Annotated in this window: 17 protein-coding genes; 9 read left to right on the top strand and 8 right to left on the bottom strand. The window is 61.8% G+C overall.

Annotation, left to right across the window (positions count from 1 at the left end):
- The 6 genes from N5D22_RS08040 to N5D22_RS08015 all read left to right on the top strand — a co-directional run bounded on the left by N5D22_RS08040 (position 1) and on the right by N5D22_RS08015 (position 4933).
- Positions 1-207: a twin-arginine translocase TatA/TatE family subunit gene (locus N5D22_RS08040; protein WP_046798332.1), complete on the top strand. Its 207-nt coding sequence runs from the start codon at positions 1-3 to the stop codon at positions 205-207.
- A 157-nt stretch (positions 208-364) separates the two neighbouring features.
- Positions 365-1120 carry a Sec-independent protein translocase protein TatB gene (tatB, locus tag N5D22_RS08035; protein WP_279657265.1) on the top strand — a complete coding sequence of 252 codons (756 nt, stop codon included), beginning with the start codon at positions 365-367 and terminating at the stop codon, positions 1118-1120.
- On the top strand, positions 1117-1920 hold the full coding sequence (tatC, locus tag N5D22_RS08030; RefSeq protein ID WP_003522727.1) for a twin-arginine translocase subunit TatC: 804 nt from the start codon (positions 1117-1119) through the stop codon (positions 1918-1920). The genes tatB and tatC overlap by 4 nt, the downstream gene beginning before the upstream one ends.
- Before the next feature lie 102 nt (positions 1921-2022).
- Positions 2023-3306 (top strand): serine--tRNA ligase, encoded by a 1284-nt coding sequence (gene serS / locus N5D22_RS08025; RefSeq protein WP_279657266.1) that lies wholly within the window; start codon positions 2023-2025, stop codon positions 3304-3306.
- 206 nt (positions 3307-3512) lie between these two features.
- The gene (gene surE, locus N5D22_RS08020) at positions 3513-4283 is read left to right on the top strand and encodes a 5'/3'-nucleotidase SurE (protein WP_279657267.1); all 771 of its coding nucleotides are present in this window, start codon (positions 3513-3515) and stop codon (positions 4281-4283) included.
- Positions 4280-4933 carry a protein-L-isoaspartate(D-aspartate) O-methyltransferase gene (locus N5D22_RS08015; protein WP_279657268.1) on the top strand — a complete coding sequence of 218 codons (654 nt, stop codon included), beginning with the start codon at positions 4280-4282 and terminating at the stop codon, positions 4931-4933. The genes surE and N5D22_RS08015 overlap by 4 nt, the downstream gene beginning before the upstream one ends.
- 173 nt (positions 4934-5106) lie before the next feature.
- On the opposite strand, the gene N5D22_RS08010 is transcribed toward N5D22_RS08015, so the two are convergent.
- Positions 5107-5379, bottom strand: a complete 273-nt coding sequence (locus N5D22_RS08010; RefSeq protein ID WP_279657314.1) for a hypothetical protein — start codon at positions 5377-5379, stop codon at positions 5107-5109.
- Between N5D22_RS08010 and N5D22_RS08005 the strand changes: the two genes are divergently transcribed.
- On the top strand, positions 5279-6847 hold the full coding sequence (locus N5D22_RS08005; protein ID WP_279657269.1) for a LysM peptidoglycan-binding domain-containing M23 family metallopeptidase: 1569 nt from the start codon (positions 5279-5281) through the stop codon (positions 6845-6847). The two genes, N5D22_RS08010 and N5D22_RS08005, sit on opposite strands and share 101 nt — an antisense overlap.
- A 124-nt stretch (positions 6848-6971) precedes the next feature.
- Here N5D22_RS08005 and N5D22_RS08000 read toward each other — a convergent pair whose 3' ends face one another.
- The 7 genes from N5D22_RS08000 to moaA all read right to left on the bottom strand — a co-directional run bounded on the left by N5D22_RS08000 (position 6972) and on the right by moaA (position 15020).
- Positions 6972-8234, bottom strand: coding sequence for a hypothetical protein (locus N5D22_RS08000; protein WP_279657270.1), 1263 nt, complete (start codon positions 8232-8234; stop codon positions 6972-6974).
- A gap of 39 nt (positions 8235-8273) precedes the next feature.
- Positions 8274-10250: a phospholipase D-like domain-containing protein gene (locus N5D22_RS07995; protein WP_279657271.1), complete on the bottom strand. Its 1977-nt coding sequence runs from the start codon at positions 10248-10250 to the stop codon at positions 8274-8276.
- 221 nt (positions 10251-10471) lie between these two features.
- Entirely contained in the window at positions 10472-10987 is a 516-nt protein-coding gene (gene mobB, locus N5D22_RS07990; protein ID WP_279657272.1) for a molybdopterin-guanine dinucleotide biosynthesis protein B, read from the bottom strand.
- A gap of 62 nt (positions 10988-11049) precedes the next feature.
- Positions 11050-11676 (bottom strand): molybdenum cofactor guanylyltransferase MobA, encoded by a 627-nt coding sequence (gene mobA, locus N5D22_RS07985; RefSeq protein WP_279657273.1) that lies wholly within the window; start codon positions 11674-11676, stop codon positions 11050-11052.
- On the bottom strand, positions 11673-12872 hold the full coding sequence (locus tag N5D22_RS07980) for a multidrug effflux MFS transporter (protein WP_279657274.1): 1200 nt from the start codon (positions 12870-12872) through the stop codon (positions 11673-11675). The genes mobA and N5D22_RS07980 overlap by 4 nt, the downstream gene beginning before the upstream one ends.
- A gap of 1 nt (position 12873) precedes the next feature.
- Positions 12874-13842 (bottom strand): DMT family transporter, encoded by a 969-nt coding sequence (locus tag N5D22_RS07975; protein ID WP_279657275.1) that lies wholly within the window; start codon positions 13840-13842, stop codon positions 12874-12876.
- A 170-nt stretch (positions 13843-14012) separates the two neighbouring features.
- Positions 14013-15020 (bottom strand): GTP 3',8-cyclase MoaA, encoded by a 1008-nt coding sequence (gene moaA / locus N5D22_RS07970; protein WP_279657312.1) that lies wholly within the window; start codon positions 15018-15020, stop codon positions 14013-14015.
- Between the two features lie 173 nt (positions 15021-15193).
- Here moaA and N5D22_RS07965 point away from each other — a divergent pair, with 173 nt between their 5' ends.
- Both N5D22_RS07965 and N5D22_RS07960 read left to right on the top strand, forming a co-directional pair.
- Positions 15194-15562, top strand: coding sequence for a DUF971 domain-containing protein (locus N5D22_RS07965; RefSeq protein WP_279657276.1), 369 nt, complete (start codon positions 15194-15196; stop codon positions 15560-15562).
- Positions 15563-15785: 223 nt separating this feature from the next.
- The gene (locus N5D22_RS07960; RefSeq protein ID WP_279657278.1) at positions 15786-17603 is read left to right on the top strand and encodes a monovalent cation:proton antiporter-2 (CPA2) family protein; all 1818 of its coding nucleotides are present in this window, start codon (positions 15786-15788) and stop codon (positions 17601-17603) included.
- Positions 17604-17634: the final 31 nt, after the last annotated feature.

The raw sequence follows: 17634 nt of genomic DNA, 5'->3' as shown, positions 1-17634 counted from the left end.
ATGGGTTCTTTTAGTGTGTGGCATTGGCTCATCGTGCTGGTGATCGTTCTCGTCCTCTTCGGACGCGGCAAGATCCCGGAATTGATGGGCGATGTCGCAAAGGGCATCAAGAGCTTCAAGAAGGGCATGGCTGACGAAGACCAGACGCCGCCGCCGGCCGATGCCAACGCGAAGACCGTCGACCACAAGGCTGACGAGATCAAGTAAGCGGCCTGTCGCCGCTTGGTGTGAGACTGGCGCTAGAGCGCGGTGCGTCCTTTCGGATGCACAAAGGACGCTCTACCACTTGTATGTTGCGCATCGTTCCTGTCGAAAATCGATTCCGATTTTCGGGCCGATGCGCTAGGGTCTCGGGAGCATATTGATGTTAGATATCGGCTGGAGCGAGCTTCTGGTGATTGCGGTCGTGTTGATCGTGGTCGTCGGGCCGAAAGACTTGCCGCCCATGATTCGCGCCTTCGGCAAGACGATGGCGGGGCTTCGCAAGATGGCGGGGGATTTCCGCACCCAGTTCGATGAGGCTCTCAAAGAGGCCGACATGGACGATGTTCGCCAGACCATCTCCGATGTCCGCAATCTCAACCCGACCAATTCGCTGCGCGATGCGATGAACCCGCTCCGCCAGCTCGGCAACGAGATCAAGTCCGATCTGCAGAAGGCGACGACCCCGCCGGACGGCCTGTCTTCCACGCCCGCGCCTGCCACAGGCGAGCCGGTTGCGCCGCTGGTCAGCGTGCCCGAGCCGGAGATGAAGCTGCCGGATGCGCCGCCTGCTGTTACCGCATCCGCCGCGCCGGTTGCCGCAGCCGTCGCTGCGGAGGAGAAGCCGAAGCGCGCGCGGGCGAAATCGATTGCGACCGTGGAGGCCGAAGCGGTTGCCGCCAAGCCCAAACGCGCCGCCCGCAGCAAGGCCGCGGCGGCAACGCCCGAAACCGCTCCGGCCGCGAAAACCAGTGAGCCCGCCGTTTCGAAGCCCGCTGTTTCCAATCCCACCTTGAAGGCCGTCGCCAAAAAGGCGACCGTCAGAAAGTCTGCCGTAGACAAGGCGGTCGTGGCCGAGACCAAGCCGGCGAAAACGGCAAAAACCAAGGCCGCAAAGCCCAAAAAGGATGAAGCATGAGCGGGGATATCGAGGATAAGCCGCAGCCGCTTATCGAGCACCTCATGGAGTTGCGCACGCGGCTGATCTGGGCGCTCGGCGCGTTTTTCGTCGCCTTCATCGCCTGTTTCGCCGTTGCCAAGCATCTGTTCAACCTGCTCGTCATTCCTTACAAATGGGCGGTTCTCTGGGCGGGCCTCGATGTCACGAAGTCGTCGCTGATCTATACCGCGCCGCAGGAATTCTTCTTCACGCAGATCAAGGTTGCGATGTTCGGCGCGATGGTGATCTCGTTTCCGGTGGTCGCCTCGCAGCTCTATAAATTTGTGGCGCCCGGTCTTTACAAGAACGAACGGGCGGCCTTCCTGCCGTTCCTCATCGCTTCGCCGATCCTTTTCCTCATCGGCGCGGCGCTCGTCTATTTCTTCTTCACGCCCATGGTCATGTGGTTCTTCCTCGCCATGCAGCAATTGCCCGAGGATGGCGAGGTGGCGATTTCGCTGATGCCGAAGGTGTCGGAATATCTCAGCCTGATCATGACGCTGGTGCTGTCCTTCGGCCTGGTGTTCCAGCTGCCCGTCGTCACCACGCTTCTGGCGCGCGTCGGGCTGTTGACCAGCGACTGGCTCAGGGAAAAGCGCAAGTTTGCGATCGTCCTCGCCTTCGTGGTCGCCGCCGTGCTGACGCCGCCCGATCCCATGTCCCAGATCGGTCTTGCGCTGCCTGCGATCATTCTCTACGAGATTTCCATCTACATGGCTCGACTCGTGGAGAGGAAACGTGCGGCGGAATCCAAAAGCACGGAGCTGGAGGAGACCTGATTCTTCTGAAGGTCCTGCCGCTCGACAAATCTCCTCGCGCCGGGTTCATGCCCGGCGTTTTGCTGTAAAACACGGGTGATGCAACAACGGTCTGGAACGACGATGCACGACATTAAATGGATACGCGAAAACCCCGAAGCCTTCGATGCGGCTCTCGCACGGCGTGGCGTCGAGCCCGCCGCCGCGGGCCTGATCGCCCTCGATGAAAAGCGCCGCTCCGTTATCCAGTCCCTCCAGGACATGCAGTCCCGGCGCAATGCCGCCTCCAAGGAAATCGGCGCCGCCATGGCGCAGAAGAACACGGAGCTTGCGGAGAAACTGAAGGCCGAAGTCGCCGACATCAAGGAAAACATGCCGCGCGCCGAGGAGGAGGACCGCCAGGTTACCGCCGAGCTCAACGACGCCCTGTCGCGCCTGCCGAACATGCCCTTCGACGATGTGCCCGACGGCAGCGATGAACACGACAATGTGGTCACCCGCGTGGTTGGCCAGAAGCCCGGCTGGAACCATGAGGCCAAGGAGCATTTCGAGATCGGCGAAGCGCTCGGTTACATGGATTTCGAACGCGCCGCGAAGCTTTCGGGTTCGCGCTTCACCGTGCTGACCAGCCAGCTGGCGCGTCTGGAGCGGGCGCTCGGCCAGTTCATGATCGACCTGCACACTTCCGAACACGGTTACACCGAAGTATCCTCGCCGCTGATGGTGCGTGACGAGGCGATGTTCGGTACCGGACAATTGCCGAAATTTGCCGAGGACCTGTTCAAGACCACCGATGGCCGCTGGCTGATCCCGACGGCGGAAGTGACGTTGACCAACCTCGTCTCAGGCGAAATTCTCGAGCAGGAAAAGCTGCCGCTGCGTTTCACCGCGCTCACACCGTCCTTCCGTTCGGAAGCGGGCTCGGCCGGTCGCGACACGCGCGGCATGCTGCGCCAGCACCAGTTCTGGAAGTGCGAACTCGTCTCCATCACCGATGCGGAAAGTGCCGTTGAAGAGCATGAGCGCATGACGGCCTGCGCCGAGGAAGTGCTGAAGCGTCTCGGCCTGCATTTCCGCACCTTGACGCTCTGCACCGGCGACATGGGTTTTGGCGCGCGCAAGACTTACGATCTGGAAGTCTGGCTGCCGGGCCAGAACACCTATCGCGAAATCTCCTCCTGCTCGGTCTGCGGCGATTTCCAGGCGCGGCGCATGAATGCGCGTTATCGCGGCAAGGATGACAAGGCGACGAAGTTCGTGCACACGCTGAACGGCTCCGGCACGGCTGTCGGCCGCTGCCTGATCGCCATTCTCGAAAATTATCTGAACGAGGACGGTTCCGTCACAATTCCAGACGTGCTGCTGCCCTATATGGGCGGTCTGACGCGCATCGAGAAGGCGGCCTGATTGTCAGGCTCCTGAAGACGCCTCCGTCATTCCGGCCCTGAGCCGGAACCCAGCCAGCCCAAATCCTTGGGCTGAAAAGACTCTTCTCGCCGCGCCGACGCGCGTCGACTGAATTCCGGCTCAAGGCCGGAATGACGATAGCGGGAAGATTCTCTGAGAGAAATCATAGTGTCATCAAGCAGGGACACGGCAGCGGAGAGATGAACATGCGGATTTTGCTGACGAATGACGACGGTATTCACGCCGAGGGTCTGGCCGTGCTGGAGCGTATCGCTCGCACATTGTCGGACGATGTCTGGATTGTTGCGCCGGAAACCGACCAGAGCGGGCTTGCCCATTCGCTGACGCTGTCCGAACCGCTGCGTCTGCGAAAAGTTTCCGACAAACATTTCGCGCTGCGCGGCACGCCGACAGACTGCGTCATCATGGGCATTCGCGAAGTCCTGCCGGAAAAGCCGGATCTGGTGCTGTCAGGCGTCAATGCCGGCGCCAACATGGCCGATGACGTGACCTATTCCGGCACCATTGCCGGCGCCATCGAAGGCACGCTGCAGGGTGTGCGGTCCTTCGCGCTCAGCCAGGCCTTCAGCCACGCCGAAGGCCGGGTCGTGCCCTGGGAAGTCGCCGAGACCTATGCGCCCGATCTTCTGCGCAAGCTGATGAATGTCGACCTGCCTGATGGCACCTTCCTCAACCTCAATTTCCCCAATTGCGCACCGAGCGATGTGCAGGGCGTGTCTGTCACCGGGCAGGGCAAGCTCGATTTCGGTCTGACGGTGGAAGAGCGTCAGGATGGCCGCGGTTTTCCCTATTACTGGCTGCGCTTCGGCGAGCGTCTCGGCACCTTCCGCGAAGGCACCGATATCCATGCCCTGAAGCATGGCAAAATCTCGGTCACGCCGCTCAAGCTTGACCTGACGGACTACTCGGTAAAGGATCGGGTTGCGCAAGCGCTTGGATTCGGAGTCGCCGATTGAAATCTGCCATGGTCGAAAAGGAAGGTTTTGCCGCTCTGGTTCTCCGCTTAAGGGGCGAGGGGATTTCCGATCTCGACCTTCTGACGGCGGTCGAGCAGACGCCGCGTTCCAAATTCGTGCCGCCGCAATTTGCGGCCGACGCCTATTCCAGCCGTACGATCCCGATCGACTGCGGCGCCTTCATGGAGGGCGCCGACATGGCGGTGAAAATCCTTGCCCGGCTGCAGTTGAAGCCCGGCCAGCGCGTGCTGGAAATCGGCACGGGCAGCGGTTTCATGACGGCGATCATCGCGCGCCGGGTGGAGCGCGTCTTTTCGCTGGAGCGTTACAAGACGCTGGTGCAGCAGGCGCAGAACTGTCTCGACGATCTTTCCATCCGCAATGTTGTCATCCGCCAGGCGGATGGCAGCAACGGACTGGTAGGTGAGGGCACCTTTGACCGCATCATCTCCACCGCTGCCTTTACCACCATGCCGCGCTTCTTCGCCGAGCAGATCGTTTCGGGCGGCATGATGATCGCGCCGATCATTCTTGAAGACGAGCGTTGTGTGATGACGCGTTTCTCCAAGACCGGCAGCCGCTTCGAGAAGGAAGAGCTGTTCGAGGCTCCCTACCTGCCGCTCAGCACCCATATTGCCCGGCATTTGTGACGAAATGAAAATTTTGAAGGCAGTTCATTTTTGCCTTCTAATATTCTGAATTGTCGCAACTAACTGATTTTCAATATCATTATTGTCCCAGCATGACGCATCCGGTTTTCGTCATGGTTATCGAAGTGTCAAAAAAGCACTGAGCGGCTTAACGTTTTAACGGCGTGGTAACACTAACGCGCTTTAATCATAAACATCGACGCATGGTTTTCCCCACCTCGGGAAATGGGCCTTGCAAGAAGTGAAATTTGTGCCGGATCGGTTTCGATGCGGCGGGTTGGCGTCAGTGTAGATCGAGTCATGCGTATGAGACATTCGTCTAAAATCGGAAAATCAGTCGCAAAAATGTTCGCAGCGGCATTGCTGGCAAGCGTCGCAACGGGCTGTAGCTCGGATGCATCGCGGTTCAGCGGCCTCTTTTCCAGTGGACCGGACCAGATGACCACGGCGTCAATTCCAGCCCGGCAGGGCGGCGGTGCTTACGGGCAGGCCCCGGTTCCGCAAGGCGACATGAATGGCGGTTACGCCTCTGCCGCGCCGCAGGGCGGTTACGCCAACCAGAATATGGCGGGCAATTCCTATCCGCAATCGGGTGGTTATGGCGGCGTTCAGCCCTCCACGGCCCGCGCTTCGGCCTCGCCGGTGCAGCGTTCCGAGCTGTCTGCCCCGACAGCCGTTGCCAGCCGCGATCCCTCGACCCGCAACGAAGCCATGGCCCAGCCTTTCCCGTCCGCCCAGCGACAGGCCCAGCCGTCTCTTGCAGCGCCCGCCCAGCAGGCTGCCGCTCCCGTCACCGACAATCTGACCACCGCAACCGTACGGCCCGACAGGAACGGCTGGCACACCGATGGCGCGTCTTCCGTGACCCTGCGTCCCGGTGAAAGCATCGCGACGCTCTCCAACCGTTACGGCGTTCCGGAAAAGGAACTGCTGCGCGTCAACGGCCTGAAGACCGCATCCTCGGCGCAGGCCGGCCAGTCGATCCTCATTCCGAAATTCGGTCAGGTCCGCAACGCCGCCAAGGACGCAGCCGGCAATATCGCGCTGAACCGCAATGGCGACCAGCCGACCCCGCTGCGTGGCCCCGAGGGGAACGTGGCCGTGTTGCCGTCGCAGGCCGCCATTCGTGACAAGGTTTCCTCCGAAGCCGGCAAGCTGACGCCTCCCGGCGGCAAGCCGCTGCCGCCGAGCGGCGGTTACAAGGTTCAGCCGGGCGACAGCCTGGCGAAGATCGCTCGCGAAAACGGTGTGTCGGTTGCCGCCCTGAAGGCTGCAAACGGTCTGACCAACGAAAGCATTCGTATCGGCCAGACGCTTGCCATGCCGGGCGCCGTCACCGATGGCATCAAGACTGCCTCCGTTCCCGCCAAGGAAACGGTTGCCGCCAAGCCGGTCGAAACCGCCTCCGTCAAGCCTGAGCCCTACAAGGCTCCCGCTGCCGCCACCGCCGCAGCGGCGCCTGCCGCGCCGGCTACCGCAAGTGTCGGCGACATCGAGAAGAAGGCTGACATGGCCTCCGTTGCTCCGGAATCCACGGGTATCGGCAAATATCGCTGGCCGGTCCGCGGCGCTGTCATCAACAGCTTCGGTGACAATGTCGATGGCAGCCGCAATGACGGTATCAATATCTCCGTTCCGGAAGGTACGCCGATCAAGGCCGCCGAAAACGGCGTGGTCATCTATGCCGGCAATGGCCTGAAGCAGCTCGGCAACACGGTTCTCGTCCGTCATGATGACGGCAAGGTCACCGTTTACGGCAACGCCGCCAATCTCGATGTGCAGCGCGGCCAGAAGGTGCAGCGCGGCCAGACCATCGCCACCTCGGGCATGACCGGCAGCGCCAAGCGTCCGCAGGTTCACTTCGAAGTCCGCAAGGATGCGACGCCGGTGAACCCCTCCAGTTTCCTTGAATAGGTATTGCGTCTCAAGGAATGACAAAGCCGGGTGATGAGCCCGGCTTTTTCATTTTTGGTCCTTTTCATTTTTGAAGGGGCGTGGCCTGCCGTCAACCACCCCGGACGACCAGGCCAAACCGGGCTCAGAATATGATCGTCTGCCCCTCCGTGCGGGCCTGCGCCTTCGAATAGCTGACGAGATGCGCCGTGTGGCCATCGCGGTTGACCAGCCGGATCTCGCCGCCCTTGTTCGAGAGCTGAATGGAGCCTTTCGGCAGCAGCACCGTAGTCGCCATGCCTCCGGCCAGCGACACGTTGCCGACGGCGAAGCGGTTTTTCATCTTGTCGACCAGGAACCAGCCTTCGAGCGAGACGGTCTCGGTGCCGCTGTTGATGAGGGTGACAGTCTCCTGGCCGGGATCCTCACCGACGGGATTGACCAGCGCAGCGAGAATTCGCATTGGTCCGCCGGTGATCGGCTCGGGCTGTCCCCGTTGCCCGAGAACCGGAACCTCTTGCGGCTCGCTTCCGGCCGGGCCGAGAAAGACCGGATAGAAGGTGCGGATATGCTGGTCATCGGCGCTGCGGAACAGCTTCAGATCATATCGCGCACCATTGATGACGGCCTCCTTCGGCGCGCGGGCGCCGAGATGCGCGCGAACCGTGCCGATCGCCATCAGGCCTTCGACGCTGCAACCGACAAAAAATCCGCCCTTCGGCTTGGTCAGGGGGCGCAGCGCGCCACGCTCATAATCCGGCGCGTCCCAGCGATAGGAGATGGTCACCGATTCTGGAAATCGTTCCTGGCCATTGTCATACATGCCGCGCAGATAGACGATGCGGTCATCCTTGAACCCGGGAAACCGGTTCCTGTCGATGGTGCCGGCAAGCCCGTCGTCGAGATGGTACTTGTACCAGAAGTGGTAACCCTGAACCTTCGGTCCTTCCTGTTCGCCGACGAAGATATGCTCGAACCCGGTGAGGGCGGGATCGCCGCCCTGGGCGAATGTCCGGAACCATTGTTCGAGGAGGACCGCGTACCAGCGATCCCTGGAGACGGTCGTGCCTGTTGCCTCGCTCACATAAGCGCGGGCGACCTGCATCGGCGGCGTATCGACCACCGCGTCGAGAAGGTCGTGAACCTCCTGACGTTCTTCCGGGGTTTCGAGCTCGGGATCCTGCTCATCCAGGGCATAATTGTCGAAGAGCCGCGTCACCCGCTCATAGGTCAGCATTTTCCGCGGCGGGATCACGACGCTGGACAGCAGCTTGATGTCCTGCCCTCCGGCTGATGACGATACGACGGACACATAGCCATGATCGGCATCGCCCGGCGTCCCATCCAGGATGGGCTTTATGCCATTGCCCGCCTGATCGGCATCCCAAATCTGCTGATAGATATCCATTCAAGTCTCCTGTTCGATGATATCAGTCCGGCCGTTGCGTTACCCTCGCGCGAAGTACCGCATGAGCGCGCCCTTCGCCTCGTCGGCATATGGGTCGAGCCACGTGTCGTCCGTGGCCAGAAATCCCGACCATCCCTTCCGGCCCTGTCGCTTGAGTTCCGCCTCGATCGCCCTGAAACGGTAGTGATCGTAGACATCGAGGATGTGCACCGCATAGGCTGCGGCAAGAGCCTTGTCGCCGCGCACGATCAACAGATTCTCGTCGTTCGAATAGGATGCCTTGAAACCGAGATTGTGACTGCCGAAAATGACCGCGCAGTCATCCGACAGCGGATCGATGACGACCACCTTGTCGTGGATGATTGCGCCGATGCCGCCCTTGGCGGTGAGTTCTTCGCCGCCGAAATCGGCCAGCAGGTCCCGATCGTCCAGACGCGAGGCCCGCACGATGGAAACATTGGCTTCCGAGAAGACATGCGGGGATACCGCTTCCTCGTCATCATCGGGATCGTCCGGGTCATTCTTCCGGGCGGGAATATAGTTCGGCATGGCCTGGGCGCTCGATACGGCGCCGCTGACGATGAGCTTCTGGTCCCTCCGGCCGATGTCGATGGCTTCGCCGACGATGGAGTCCTTGCCGCGCTGGCCGGGATAGAAGGCCAGAAACAGGATCGCGTCTTCGGCCCTGCGCATGAGGCGGTATATGTCCTGTAGATCGGGCGGGATCGCCGCGCCCTTGCGGCGCGCCTTCATATTGGGCGAGAACCAGACATCGAGCCTTGCGCCGTTGGCGAGCGTGAAGCGGGCCGGCGTCTCGTTCGATGACCGGAAGGGTGCGGCCTGCTGGTTGTCGGGCATGCCGTCATCGAATTCCTCGGGGAGCGGGAGAACATCCTCCAGCATCCGGCGCCAGTAATCGGCAAACCCCTCGGCGACGGCTTTATCCTCGACAAGGACGGCGTTGTTCGTTTGTCCCGCAAGGCCGGTCGGCGTCCAGTTGGTGCTGCCGGTGAAGACCGACTGGGGCGTGCCGTCTTCTTTGAGATGAACCACGAACTTATTGTGACCGATATGGGTGGAGTTGTTGAACATGCGATGCTGGATATCGACGCCGGCGTCGATCAGCGCCTGGCGCGCATGGGCGTTCCTGACATCCCACGCGCCCTCCACCAGGCCGGTATTTGACAGGATGACGCGGATGCGGTCGCTGTTCGTTAAAAGCAGTTCGACGAGTTCGGGGTCGTCGAGTTCATAGAGAGCCAGCAGGAAGGAGCCCGGCCGCTCGAACAGTTCACGCAGCATCGGAAGAACATCGCCGGCGAGATATTTTCGAATGCCGTTTTTGGGATCGGAGATCATCTCCATCAACTCGTTCGGCTTCTTGACGCCGTCTTCCCAGATGACATTGCGCAGCCACTGCGCCGCCAGAACGCCGTTGGTGAAGGTGGACTGGAACGGGCCTAACCGGCGGGTGACATGGATGGCATTGGTGGCGACCGCCGGACCGAGATAACCGAGCGGCCGGGGTGAGCCTTCATAAGCCTTTGTTCTGGTCTTCACCGGCTTGTTCTGTGCGTCGAGAACCGGTTTTCCATCCGGGTCGCGCTTGACCACGTCGACATCGGCGGGCGTGGGGTCCTGCGCGGGTTCCATTCCTGGCTGAAGATCGCCGAGCGGCCGGATTTCGTAGCGGACGAAAACCTCGGAAGGGCGGAGCGCCGCCTTGTTGCGGCGTTTGCGGAGCGTGAGATCGCGCCACGACAATTTCTGGACCGGCCAGACGGAGGTGGTTTGCGGGAGCCAATGGGGGTTGCGCTGGCCTTTGAAGGCGACCCAGGCTGCGCAGGTGACCCGATCCTCCTCACCATCGTCGCGAAGGGCGATGCCGCCATCGGCCTGAAGATAGACGCGGACAACCTCGAAGCCGAGGCAACCCTCAATCTTGCCGTCGATATCCCAGGCGAGGTAGGCAACTTCGTTATTGGCATAGGCACGCGCAGAAACGATCTTCCCCATGGTCATCTCCCCTTTTCGGGAAATATGCTACCCTAACGTGTCATTCGCAAGACATTCGCCCATGGTTTCGTTTTTCTGTTTCAGTTGACGCGACAAGCAGGGATTTCCAGCCCGGAATTTTCGCTCCGGTTGTGATCCGCGTCTTGTATCGGGGCGTGATCGATCGCGAGAACATGAACTCACCATCGCCATTGCCGGGAAACGGTTTGGGACCGGGCCGACTAAGGCCTCACCAGTCCAACCGTCCTCTCGATGAAATCGACAATGGCGCCCGTATCGTTGAGATCGAAGACGGGAAGCGTCGTCTCGGCCACCGCATGATCGGCGGCAATGGCCACAATATGTGGATCGAGCGGCGCGAGCGGTTCGGTCTTGGCGGCTTCCAGTCGGCGTGCTTCGATCTTCGGCACGGGTTCGTATTTGTAGCCCTCGATCAAGACCAGATCGCAGGGGGCGAGGCGGGCGAGAATATCCTCGAAGGAGGGTTCCGGTTCGCCGCGCAATTCATGCATGATGGCGAAACGGGTGCCGGAAACGATGGTGACCTCCTGCGCGCCGGCCTGGCGGTGACGCCAGCTGTCGGCGCCGACCTTGTCGATGTCGAAATCATGATGGGCGTGCTTGATGGTGGAGACGCGGTAGCCGCGCGCCGTCAGCTCGGTGACGATGCTGACGGCAAGGCCGGTCTTGCCCGAGTTCTTCCAGCCGGCAATGCCGAAGACCTTTTGCGTCGCCATGGTTCCAGGCTCCATCTCTTTGTTCCAGCGCATTGTCCCGATGATAAGACCGCTATGCATCTTTATTGTAAATGTTCCAGATAGCTGCGCGCCAGCGCCAGTTCATCCGGCGTGTTGATGTTGAAGAACGGATCGAGGCTGCCCTTTGCCGTTTCGAGCGGCGGGAATGCGACGCCGATGGTGACATGGCGGGCAAGATAGGCGCGGATGCGGCGGTTTGCATCGTTCTTCAGCCAATCCTCGAGATCGTCGGCCAGCGCCACCGGCCACAGCGCGAAGACGGGGTGAAGCTGGCCGCTGGAGGCGGCGATGACGATCGCATTGTCCGATACGTGTTCGCACAGCCGGGCCGCCAGATCGTCAGGGAAGAACGGGCTGTCGGCGGGCGCCGTCAGGAAGTGGCTGCCGGCGGCGTCGCGATTGCGGAAATGCCGCATGCCGGCGAGAATGCCGGCGAGCGGTCCGGCATGGCCGTTCAGCGTATCCGGCAGCAGCGGCAGGCCGAAACTCTCCGCCCAGCCATTGGCGGCGTTGATGGTGACATCCGAGACCTGCGGCGCGATGCGGCGGATGACGTGGGACAGCAGGGGCGCATCTCCCAGCGTCACCATCGCCTTGTTGCTGCCCATGCGCCGCGACAGGCCGCCGGCGAGCACGAGGCCGGGTATTTGACGGGGAGGAGCGCTCATTGCCGCTGTTCCTGCAGCCTTACGACATAGGTGGTGAGCAGGGCGACAAGGCCGGTCGCCAGCATCACCAGAAGAAGCGGCCAGGTCCCGTCTTCCTTTGACAGGACCGAGGAGGCGAGCACCGAAAGTGCTGCGCCGCCACCGATGGTCATCGCGCCGCCGAGGCCTGAGGCGGAACCGGCCAGATGCGGCTGGACGCTGACCATACCGGCATTGGCGCTCGGCAAAGTCACGCCGTTTCCGACGCCGATCAGGGAAAGCGGCACGAAAAACGCATAGGCGCTTTCCGCACCGGCGGAAATCAGCACGATGGCCGTGACGATGCCGACAATGGCGATGACATTGCCCGAGAGCATCATGCGGGTAATGCCGATTTGGCTGGCGTAACGGCCGGAGATGAAGTTGCCGAGCATGTAACAGCTGGCCATGAAGAAGAACTGCAGGCCGAGCATGGCCGGCGCAAGCCCATAAAGCACGCTGCCGACAAAGGGCGCACCGCCAAGGAAGGAAAAGAACATGCCCGACGAGAAGGTAGAGGTCAGCGCATATCCCCAGAAGAGCGGCGACCGCAGAAGCTCCGGCCAGGCGTGGAACTGCTGCGAAAAGCTCGCCGATTTGCTCCTGTTGGTTTCACCGAGATCGAACCAGGCGAGCAGCAATATGCCGACGCCGAGCACGGCCAGAAGCGCAAAGCTGGACTGCCAGCCGGACAGGTCGTTCAGCAGGCCCCCCACCGTGGGACCGACCATCGGCACGACCGACATGCCCATGGTCACATAACCGATCATCGAAGCGGCCTGTTCCATCGGCACCATGTCGCGCACGATGGCGCGGGCCAGCACGAAACCGGAGACGACGGCCGCCTGCGCCACACGCCCGATCATGAAGACGGTGATGTTGGGCGCCAGCATGCAGACCAGCGTGGCGGCAATCATCATCGCAATGCTGGCAAGCATGACCGGGCGACGGCCGAAGAGATCGGAGAGCGGGCCGATGATGAGCTGCAGGCAGGCGGTGGCGGCGAGATAGCCGGATACGGCAAATTGCATCACCGCATAGTCGGTCTCGAAATAAACCGCCATGGCGGCGAGCGAGGGTAGGAACACGTTCATGCACAGCGCCGCGACACCGGCGATGACAACAAGCGTGATGATGTGGGGCGGGGTGGTCCGGTCGAGAAAGCGGCCGCTGTTCATCTCATTCTCCCGCCTCTTCCGTAACGGCAGCTTTCGTAACGGAAGCCGGCCGCACCGTGGTCGCGGCGGTGGGTGTCGCAGCCGAGCGCTTGGCCATCTGCGAACGCTTGCGCAGGCTTTCGCGATAGAAGGTATAAAGGCCCGAACCGATGACGATCATGGCGCCTGCGATGGTGTAGCCGTCGATTTTCTCGTTGAAGAAGAACACGCCGATCATGAACCCCCAGAGCAGGCTGGTGTAACGGAACGGCGCGACGAAGGAGATTTCACCCGATCTCATCGCAAGAATGATCGCCTGATAACCCACCAGCACCAGGACGGCGGAACCGGCGAGATGCGAGAGGATCATGAAATTCATCGGCTGCCAGCCGCCGAAGGGCACGATCAACAGCCCGCCCACGGCCATGTTGACGAAGGCGGTGATGACGGTGATGGCGAGCGAGGGCACATCCGCATACATTTTCCGCGTCAGCAGATCGCGCGCGGCGGTGACGGCGAGCGATGCGACGACCAGCAGCGCGCCCGGCGTGAAGCCTTCGGGGCCGGGCCGGATGATGATCAGCACGCCGATGAAACCGGTGATGATGGCCGCCCAGCGCCGCCAGCCCACGGGCTCGCGCAGGAAAAGGGCTGCCCCCAGCGTCACCACCAGCGGCAGGGACTGCAATATGGCGGAGGCGTTGGAAAACTCGATGAGGCCGAGCGCCGTCAGATAAAGAACGGCGGCTGTCACCTCGCAGAGACAGCGCAGGATGATGATGGGCCGCAGCAGGGTTTTCAGCGGCCGGAGCGCGCCGAAATGGCGTGCGGCGATATAGATCAGAACCACGGTCATGATGCCGCGGACGAACATGATCTGGCCGGTGTTGATGTAAGGGGTGACGGATTTCGTCAGCGCGTCGTTGGCCGTGAAGCTTGCCATTGCGAGCGCCATGAAAAGCGCGCCGCGCGTATTGTCCGTCAATGCCATTCCCAAATATCCCAGACCATGCGCGGTTTACTCCGCCCGTCCCGGGGCGATCTGGAGCCGCCGTTCCGGCGCAACCACGCATTCCTCCATGCAAAGAGACGTGGCACGGCGCAGCCGGCATTTCAACCGTTTATATGGGTGGGTGGACGAGAAAGAGGGGCTGTCGTCCCTCAGCCGCCGGTCACGCTCATATGGCGGGCGACAGCGGGGCGTTTGTGGGTGCGGTCGATGATGAAATCATGCCCTTTCGGCTTGCGCAGAATGGCGTCGTCGATGGCGCTGGCAAGATAGGCGTCGCTGTCGGAGGCGCGCAGCGCGGTGCGCAGGTCGGCGGCGTCATCCTGGCCCAGGCACATATAAAGCGTGCCGGTGCAGGTGAGGCGGACGCGGTTGCAGCTTTCACAGAAATTGTGGGTCATCGGCGTGATGAAGCCGAGCCGGCCGCCGGTTTCCTTCACCGTCACGTAACGGGCGGGGCCGCCGGTCTGGTAGTCGTTATCGATGAGCGTGAAGCTCTTTTCCAGATCGGCGCGCAGTTTCGAAAGCGGCAGGTAGCGGTCGGTGCGGTCTTCCTCGATCTCGCCCATCGGCATGGTTTCGATGACTGTCAGGTCCATGCCGCGCCCATGGGCGAAACGGATGAGATCGGCAATCTCGGCGTCGTTGAAATCCTTCAGCGCCACCGCATTGAGCTTGACCTTGATGCCCGCGGCCTGGGCGGCGTCCAGCCCTTCCATCACCCGGTCGATATCGCCCCAGCGGGTGATATTGCGGAATTTGTCGCGGTCGAGCGTATCGAGCGAGACATTGATGCGGCGCACGCCGCAATCGGCCAGTTCTGCGGCGAATTTCGCAAGCTGCGAGCCGTTGGTGGTCAGCGTCAATTCGTCGAGCGCGCCCGTGCGCACATGCCGGCCGAGATTCCTCACCAGCGACATGATGTTCTTGCGCACCAGCGGCTCGCCGCCGGTCAGCCTCAGCTTGCGCACGCCGCGCGTTATGAAGACGGAACAGAGCCGGTCGAGTTCTTCCAGTGTCAGAAGGTCCTTCTTCGGCAGGAAGGTCATGTGCTCGGACATGCAATAGGTGCAGCGGAAATCGCAGCGGTCGGTGACGGAGACGCGCAGATAGGTGATGGCGCGGCCGAAAGGGTCCACCATCGGTGTGCGGTTTTCCATCAGGGTTTTCGCCTTTTCAAGCGAACCGGGGAAACTGTTCACGTCTCCATCCTCAATGCGCCTTGCGCCGGGAACACATGCCGAATGTGTGCTCTACGGTTGATGTAGTGGCTTGCCTATCGTGAGGCAAGTCCGTAATTCTGACGCATATGACGAGCGTGCGGAAGTGAAAAATGAGTGATGCCTGGCCGACCGAGCTGCTTGTGTCGAAAGACCGGCGCGAATTGACCGTTTCCTTCGATGACGGAAGCGTTTACCGCCTTCAAGCCGAGATGCTGCGCGTGCTTTCGCCCTCGGCCGAGGTGCAGGGCCATGGGCCGGGGCAAAAGGTGACGGTGCCCGGCAAACGCGATGTCGCCATGCGCGACCTGGTCGCGACAGGCAATTATGCTGTCCGCATCCTCTTCGACGACGGCCACGATAGCGGCATCTACACCTGGAAATATCTGAAGGAACTGGGCGAGACCGGGGATGCGCTGTTTGCGGATTATGAGCGGCAGCTCGCCGAAAAGGGCCTGAGCAGGGAACCGCGATACCGGTAGACGGACGCAAGGCCTGCGGGCGCTCCCCACCCTCATTCCTGTGACAAGCACAGGAGCGAGGGGAGGAGGATAGCCGCATCTGAAGCCCGCATGCCTAAGGGACAAATAACCCGTTGAATCTGCGCACCGTCCCTCAGTAAAATCGTTTTCGCTTTTGACGCCGATGCGCTAGGAAGTGAGGGAGGGAACACCCTCGTTTTATCGATTTTCAGCGGGGTGGCGTGTGGCTGTCGAAGCGAACGGGAATGATCTGGCCCAGGTGGTCGTATTGCTGGCGGCAGGCGTTGTCGCCGCGCCGATCTTCAAGCGCATCGGCCTCGGCTCGGTGCTGGGTTATCTGGCCGCCGGCCTTGTGGTCGGGCCTTACGGTCTCGGCTTTTTTTCCGATTCGCAGGCCATTCTCCACATCGCCGAACTCGGCGTGGTGATGTTCCTGTTCATCATAGGCCTTGAGATGCAGCCGTCGCGGCTGTGGTCGATGCGGCAGGATATTTTCGGGCTGGGTGCGCTGCAGGTGCTGGTGTGCATGGCGGGCCTGACGCTGGTGGGCGTCAGCCTCGGCTTTCCGGTCATCATGTCCTTCGTCGCCGGCACCGGTTTCGTGCTGACCTCGACGGCGATCGTCATGCAGATGCTGCAGGAGCGCAACAGCATGTCGAGCCTGAAAGGCCAGCGCATCATCGCCATCCTGCTGTTCGAGGACCTCGCCATCGTGCCGCTGCTGGCGCTTGTCGCCTTCCTCGGTTCGGGCGGCGAACATGTGACGGCGTCGGAGCGCTGGGTCTCGGTCGGCATCGCGCTTGCCGCCGTCGGTGCGCTCATCCTCGCCGGGCGTTATCTTCTCAACCCGTTCTTCCGCCTGCTGGCGGCTTCCGGCGCGCGGGAGGTGATGACGGCCGCGGCGCTGCTGGTGGTGCTCGGTTCGGCGCTTCTGATGCAGGTCAGCGGCCTTTCCATGGCCATGGGCGCTTTCCTTGCCGGCGTGCTTTTGTCGGAATCCTCCTTCCGCCATCAGCTGGAAGCGGATATCGAGCCGTTTCGCGGCATTCTGCTCGGCCTGTTCTTCCTTGGCGTCGGCATGGCGATCGATCTTGCCGTCATCGCCTCCAACTGGCAGCTCGTGGTCATCAGCGTTGCTGGCTACATGCTGCTCAAGGCCTTCCTGATCTATGGCGTGGCGCGGGCGCTCGGCACCACGCGGCGCGAAAGCCTGGAGCGGGCGGTGCTGATGGCGCAGGGCGGCGAATTCGCCTTCGTGCTCTATTCGGCCGCCGTCAGCGCCGGCATTCTCGACCGGCAGGCGAACGCCATCCTGACGGCGACCATCATCATCTCCATGGTGCTGACGCCGCTGATGGTCATTCTGCATGACCGGCTGGTGCCGGCGGCGGTGCCCAATACCGACGATCTCGACGTGCCCGAGAATGTCGAGGGCAGCATTCTCCTGATCGGCTTCGGGCGTTTCGGCCAGATCGTCAGCCAGCCGCTTCTGGCGCGGGGCTACACACTGTCGCTGATCGACAAGGATGCCGAGTTCGTGCGCGATGCGGCGGAATTCGGCTTCAAGGTCTATTATGGCGATGGTTCGCGGGCGGAAATCCTGCATGCCGCCGGCGCCAGCACGGCGCGCGCCGTGCTGATCTGCGTCGACGACAAGGAGGCGGCGGTCAGGATCGCGGAGATCGTCAAGCACGAATTCCCGCTGGTTCCGGTCCTTGCCCGTGCTTACGATCGTGGCCATGCCATCGATCTGCTGAAGGCCGGTGTCGACTACCAGATCCGCGAGACGCTGGAATCGGCGCTGAATTTCAGCGAGGAAGTGCTGGGCGCCATGGGCGAGGAGCGGGAAGACGCCGCGCGCCTGGTGGAGGAATTCCGCGACCGCGACGAGGAACGTTTCGCCATGGAAGTCGTCGGCGGCATCTATGCCGGCCGTTCACTGATCCGCGGCAACGCCCAGCCGGCCGATCTTGTCGCCGCCCGCACCGCGCGCGAGCGGGCCGAGCGCGAAAAGGCGGAAGCAGCAGAGGAACAGGGATAGCGCCCGGCGGTGTCGAAGGGTGATTTTGAGG

It is taken from the genome of Agrobacterium sp. GD03872 (assembly GCF_029840625.1).
Classification (GTDB): Bacteria; Pseudomonadota; Alphaproteobacteria; order Rhizobiales; family Rhizobiaceae; genus Agrobacterium; species Agrobacterium fabrum_A.
This window is presented reverse-complemented; position numbering and strand designations above follow the sequence as displayed.